At 48.0% G+C, this 4,943-nt stretch carries 5 protein-coding genes; 3 read left to right on the plus strand and 2 right to left on the minus strand.

Going from position 1 to position 4,943, the window contains the following annotated elements; translation table 11 throughout:
- Positions 1-127: 127 nt before the first annotated feature.
- Positions 128-1,450, minus strand: a complete 1,323-nt coding sequence (gene fabF, locus Q0N89_RS09700; RefSeq protein WP_294035876.1) for a beta-ketoacyl-ACP synthase II — start codon at positions 1,448-1,450, stop codon at positions 128-130.
- 507 nt (positions 1,451-1,957) lie between these two features.
- Here fabF and Q0N89_RS09705 point away from each other — a divergent pair.
- From Q0N89_RS09705 to Q0N89_RS09715, 3 genes are all read left to right on the plus strand, one after another.
- Entirely contained in the window at positions 1,958-2,887 is a 930-nt protein-coding gene (locus Q0N89_RS09705) for a pseudouridine synthase (protein WP_294035878.1), read from the plus strand.
- 143 nt (positions 2,888-3,030) lie between these two features.
- On the plus strand, positions 3,031-3,534 hold the full coding sequence (rraA, locus tag Q0N89_RS09710; RefSeq protein WP_294035880.1) for a ribonuclease E activity regulator RraA: 504 nt from the start codon (positions 3,031-3,033) through the stop codon (positions 3,532-3,534).
- Positions 3,535-3,624: 90 nt separating this feature from the next.
- Positions 3,625-3,753, plus strand: coding sequence for a winged helix-turn-helix transcriptional regulator (locus Q0N89_RS09715; protein WP_294035882.1), 129 nt, complete (start codon positions 3,625-3,627; stop codon positions 3,751-3,753).
- 7 nt (positions 3,754-3,760) lie between these two features.
- Here the strand turns inward: Q0N89_RS09715 and Q0N89_RS09720 are convergent, their stop codons facing one another.
- Positions 3,761-4,777 carry a hypothetical protein gene (locus Q0N89_RS09720; RefSeq protein ID WP_294035884.1) on the minus strand — a complete coding sequence of 339 codons (1,017 nt, stop codon included), beginning with the start codon at positions 4,775-4,777 and terminating at the stop codon, positions 3,761-3,763.
- Between the last annotated feature and the right edge of the window lie 166 nt (positions 4,778-4,943).

The following is a 4,943-nucleotide window of genomic DNA, read 5'->3' on the forward strand; positions in this document are numbered from 1 at the left end:
TTGGCGGATTTTCACAGCTATGTCAAAGAAGTGGCGATTTTATCGACCTAAGCTGTGATGGTGATGCTAACGCAAATCACCCCAAGGCTTTTACATTGGGGTGATATTGTTTTTTTGGGCCGTGAGTTTATTCATCCCATTTACGGAACAACAGCGAGCCATTGGTGCCACCAAAGCCAAAGCTATTTGACAGCGCAAAATTCACGCCATCGACAGCACGGGCGGTATGGGGGATATAATCGAGCGTACACGCTTCATCGGGATTATCTAGATTGATGGTCGGTGGCAGTAGCTGATTTTGTAGGGCAAGCACGGTAAAAATCGCTTCAATCGCCCCTGCTGCGCCGAGCAGATGACCTGTCATTGATTTGGTTGAGCTGACCAAGATGTCCTTGCCAAATAGTCGCTCAATCGCTTGGCTCTCAGCGACATCGCCCTGTGGCGTGCTTGTGCCGTGTGCGTTGATATAGCCGACTTGGGAAGCTGTGACGCCCGCATCATGAAGTGCTGCTGCCATCGCACGCTCAGCACCTTCACCGCCTGCCGATGGACTGGTGATGTGATTGGCATCATCACTCATCCCAAAGCCGGCGAGTTCTGCTAGGATAGTCGCCCCACGAGCCTTGGCATGAGCAAGACTTTCGAGCACCAACGCCCCTGCGCCATCACCAAGCACAAAGCCGTCACGGTCCTTGTCAAAAGGACGGCTGGCACGCGTCGGCTCATCATTACGGGTGGACAGTGCGTGCATCGCCCCAAAGCCTGACAGCCCAAGCGGTGTCGATGCTTTTTCGCTACCACCGACTAGCACCGCATCACAGTCGCCATAAGCAATCAAGCGTGCCCCAAGCCCGATGGCGTGCGTCGATGTCGTGCAGGCAGTGGCAGTGGCAAGGTTTGCACCCTTTAGTCCATGACGCATGGCAATCAGACCTGCCGGCATATTGATAATCGTGCCCGGGATGATAAACGGCGAGACTTTTTTGGCGCCGTGTTCTTTTAGGGTATCACGGCTATTTTCGATGGTCTGAATACCACCGATGCCCGAGCCCATCACCACCCCAAAGCGTGTGCCATCGATATTGACAGGCAAGCTGTCGCCTTTGATGTCATCAATCAAGCCAGCATGGTGCAATGCCATCGCTGATGCCACTTGTGCATAGTGCATAAAGGTGTCAAAACGGCGAGCTTCTTTTGGATTGAGATAATCTTTGGCATCAAAATTCTTGACAAGCCCTGCAATCTGCGCACGAAACTCATCAATCGCCACCGCTTTATCATCAAAGCCATCTAGGCGTGTAATACCGCTGACGCCTTGGGTGAGATTTTGCCAAATTTCATCTAGGCTATTACCCACAGGGGTCAAAGCACCCATGCCGGTGATGACCACACGCTCAAAATCAGATTTCTCAAAATAGGCTCGTTTGTTTGGCTTGACAGGTTGTGTCATGGCGAATCCATCTCAAATTATTGTAAAAATTGCCTTATCTTAGCATGATTTTTGATGGATTTACAGTTTACAAGTGTAAATTTTTTGAATTTGTGAAAAGTGGGTGATTGTCAAGGATATTTATTAATATAAATTTAACTATAATTAAGTTAACATTGACATTATAATTATTATCGATTATCATAAAAAACATCAAGGCAAGGGGTAGGAGCCTTGCCTTGTAGGTCAAACCACTTCCCCTATATGACAAAGTGGCTCACCGATGTAAGGAGTAAATGATGAAAGTTATCGCACAACTTGTAATCATTGCAGTCTTAGTATTATGGAGCTTACCAGCTTTATAAACTAAGTGCCTAAGTCAAATCCACAAGAATTTGATACGGCAGAGCGGATAGGAAACACCGCTCACCCCTTACAATAATAGTATCATAGCATAATTTGTGCTGATGTCAAACACAAAGCTTGACCGCCAAGATTGCCAATTTTGTGAATAGTACCCAATCGACCATGACCCACACCGCACCACCAGCCCGAGATGGTATCAGCCCAAGTAAGCTGTATTTGCCAAAAATCACGCCAACACCTGTGAGTATTTTTGCTTATCTGTGTGATAAATTTGCCCATATCAGCGTGGATGAATGGCAAGTCCGCTTTGGTGATGGCTTGGTGGTTGATGGCGATGGCAAGCGATTGACTATTGATACGCCGTATCAGCAGGGCATGACGATTTATTATTATAAATCATTGGCTTATGAAGTGCCTGTACCCTTTGAGCATCATATTATTTATGAAAATGATGCGCTACTCGTGGTGGATAAACCGCATTTTTTGACGGTGACGCCATCAGGTCGCTATGTGGTGCAGACGCTATTGACTCGTCTAAAGCGTCAATTTGACAATGCGGACATCTCACCCATTCATAGGCTAGACCGTGAGACGGCAGGGCTGATTTTATTTGCCAAGACACCATCAGCACGCAGTGCTTATCAGGCACTATTTGCCACACGAGCGATGACAAAGACCTATCATGCGATTGCGCCATATCGTTCAAGTTTGCAGTTTCCGCTGTCGCTTGCGCTCAACCTTGAGCGGGGCGAGCCATTTTATACCATGCAAGTAGGGCAAGGCGTGCCCAATACGCAGACGGATATTGATATCATAGCAGTGAGTGATGATAAGAATTTTGCCAAATATGAGCTTAAGCCAAGCACGGGCAAGCTGCATCAGCTGCGAGTGCATATGAATCATTTGGGCATTGCGATTGTCCATGACAGTTTTTATCCTGTCGTGGCACACGCAGCCGATGATGATTTTAGCTGTCCGCTGCAATTACTTGCCAAACGGCTTGAATTTATTGACCCTTTGACGGGTGAGATGATGGCGTTTGAGTCACGCTTTGAGCTGGATTTAGCGCACATTGCCACCGAGCTTGGCTAAAGTCTAGGTTAAATCCCAGATTAAATTTCAGCCATTTTTTCACAAAATTATGCCTATAAATTGACAAGGGATAGATGGCGACTTATAGTGATATCTAGCAAAGTATCGCAATTTTTAACCCAAACAAGCTAAGGAGTGGTGTGATGGTAGAAGTATTTGTAACCTGTGATTTGTTGGATGATTATAGTGATAAGGTCACAGGCGTGGTGTCGCCTTATATCGATGGCAAAAGCTTTCGTAATTATGGCGGTCATACGAGTTTTGGCGGTCAGGCGGTGACGGTCAAGTGCTTTGAAGATAATTCTCGTGTCAAAGAACTGCTTGCTACCGATGGCGATGGCCGAGTGCTCGTCGTCGATGGCGGCGGCTCGATGCGTTGTGCCTTGCTTGGTGATATGATTGCCGAGTCTGCGGTTAAGCACGGCTGGGCAGGCGTCATCATCTACGGCTGTGTGCGTGATGTCGATGCGATGGCGCAGATGGCGTTGGGCGTGCAGGCATTGGCAAGCATTCCCCAAAAATCCACTCGCAAGGGCGTGGGCGAAGTGGGCGTGACCGTGCAGTTTGGCGGTGTGACCATCCGTGATGGCGACTATGTCTATGCGGATAATAATGGCATCATTGTGGCAGGCGAGCCTTTGGTGTGATGGCCATCTAAGCGATTTTATTGATACATACCAATTGATACACCCCAAAAAGGCAGTTGTCTTTTTTGGGGTGTTGTCGTATTCAACACCATGCCGCCCCATGTGGAATATATGCTCACCGAGTATGGTCAAACGGCAAGCGTCAAACTGGCTGATTTGGTGGGCTGGCTTGAAGAGAATTTGAGTGGGATTTTGGCAAGTCAGCCAAGCAGTGCCTAGGATGGTATCATAACCATCCTTGCTCGCTGAGTTTTTTCTTGGTCTGGGTATAAATGATGGGTGCGGCAATCAAGCCAAAAATACCAAACATCGCTTCCAAAAGCACCATGATGACAAGTATCTCCCAAGCTTTGGCTTTGATCTTATGTCCGATGATGTGTGCATTGAGAAAATATTCCAGTTTATGAATGCTGATGAGCCATGCCAATGACAATACCGTCAAGCCAAGCCCGTGACTTAGACTCATGATGGCAATGAAGGTATTTGAAATCAGATTGCCCAGCACAGGCACGAGCCCCGCCACAAAGGTGAGTACGATGAGTGTGCCAGACATGGGCAGGCTTTTACCGATCATGGGCAATATGGCGAGTAGATAGATAGCTGTCAGCAGTGTATTGATGGCAGAAATGCGCACTTGGGCAAAAAACACTTCGATAAAACTGTGCACCAAATCATCAAATTCTTGGCGTAGCTTGACAGCCAATGGCTTGGCATCAGACGGCGGTGTGATCGGGATCTGAATGGCAGCGATGACACCCACCGCCAACCCGATCAGCAGATGCCCAAGCTGATACACGATATGCGCACCTGTGGCCTGAAACTGTACGGCGTGATTTTTGATTGCCAAAGTCAGCGTCTCTTTAAGTGCAGTCAGCGATGCGGGAATGTGATTGGCAATGCTTGCCGGTAGTTTGGTGTGCAGCTGATCCAACACCACAAGCATCTGCATCAGCAGATCGTTCAATGTCGTGACATCGGCTCTCGCCTTAAGCCACAAGCCAAGTAGCGCCACCATCATCAAAAAGACACTCACCACGATCACAGCGCTCAAGATAACATGACTGCGATGGCTGCCTCGCCACCGTCTGAGCTTGGATTCTAGCTGATAAATACTGCCATAAGTCAATAAAAACACAAACAAAGCTGGTACCAAATGTAGCAGCAGTATCGGCAGCCACAATATCAGCACGCCTGCCAAAGTCACCAAAACCGCCCCAATACTCAACCGTGTAGAATCATTCATACCCACCAACTTCGGCAACACCGATCAACTCACATCAAGGGGCTAATATAACACAACGCCGCCCAAATGACGATGCCGTTACAATAATCCTACAAGCTAGGCTGATGCTTGTAGCTCGCCCATCGCCTGCTTGATGATGGTGATGCTGGCGCTTAGCGCCAATGCC

It is taken from the genome of uncultured Moraxella sp., from assembly GCF_945873075.1.
Taxonomy (GTDB): Bacteria; Pseudomonadota; Gammaproteobacteria; order Pseudomonadales; family Moraxellaceae; genus Moraxella.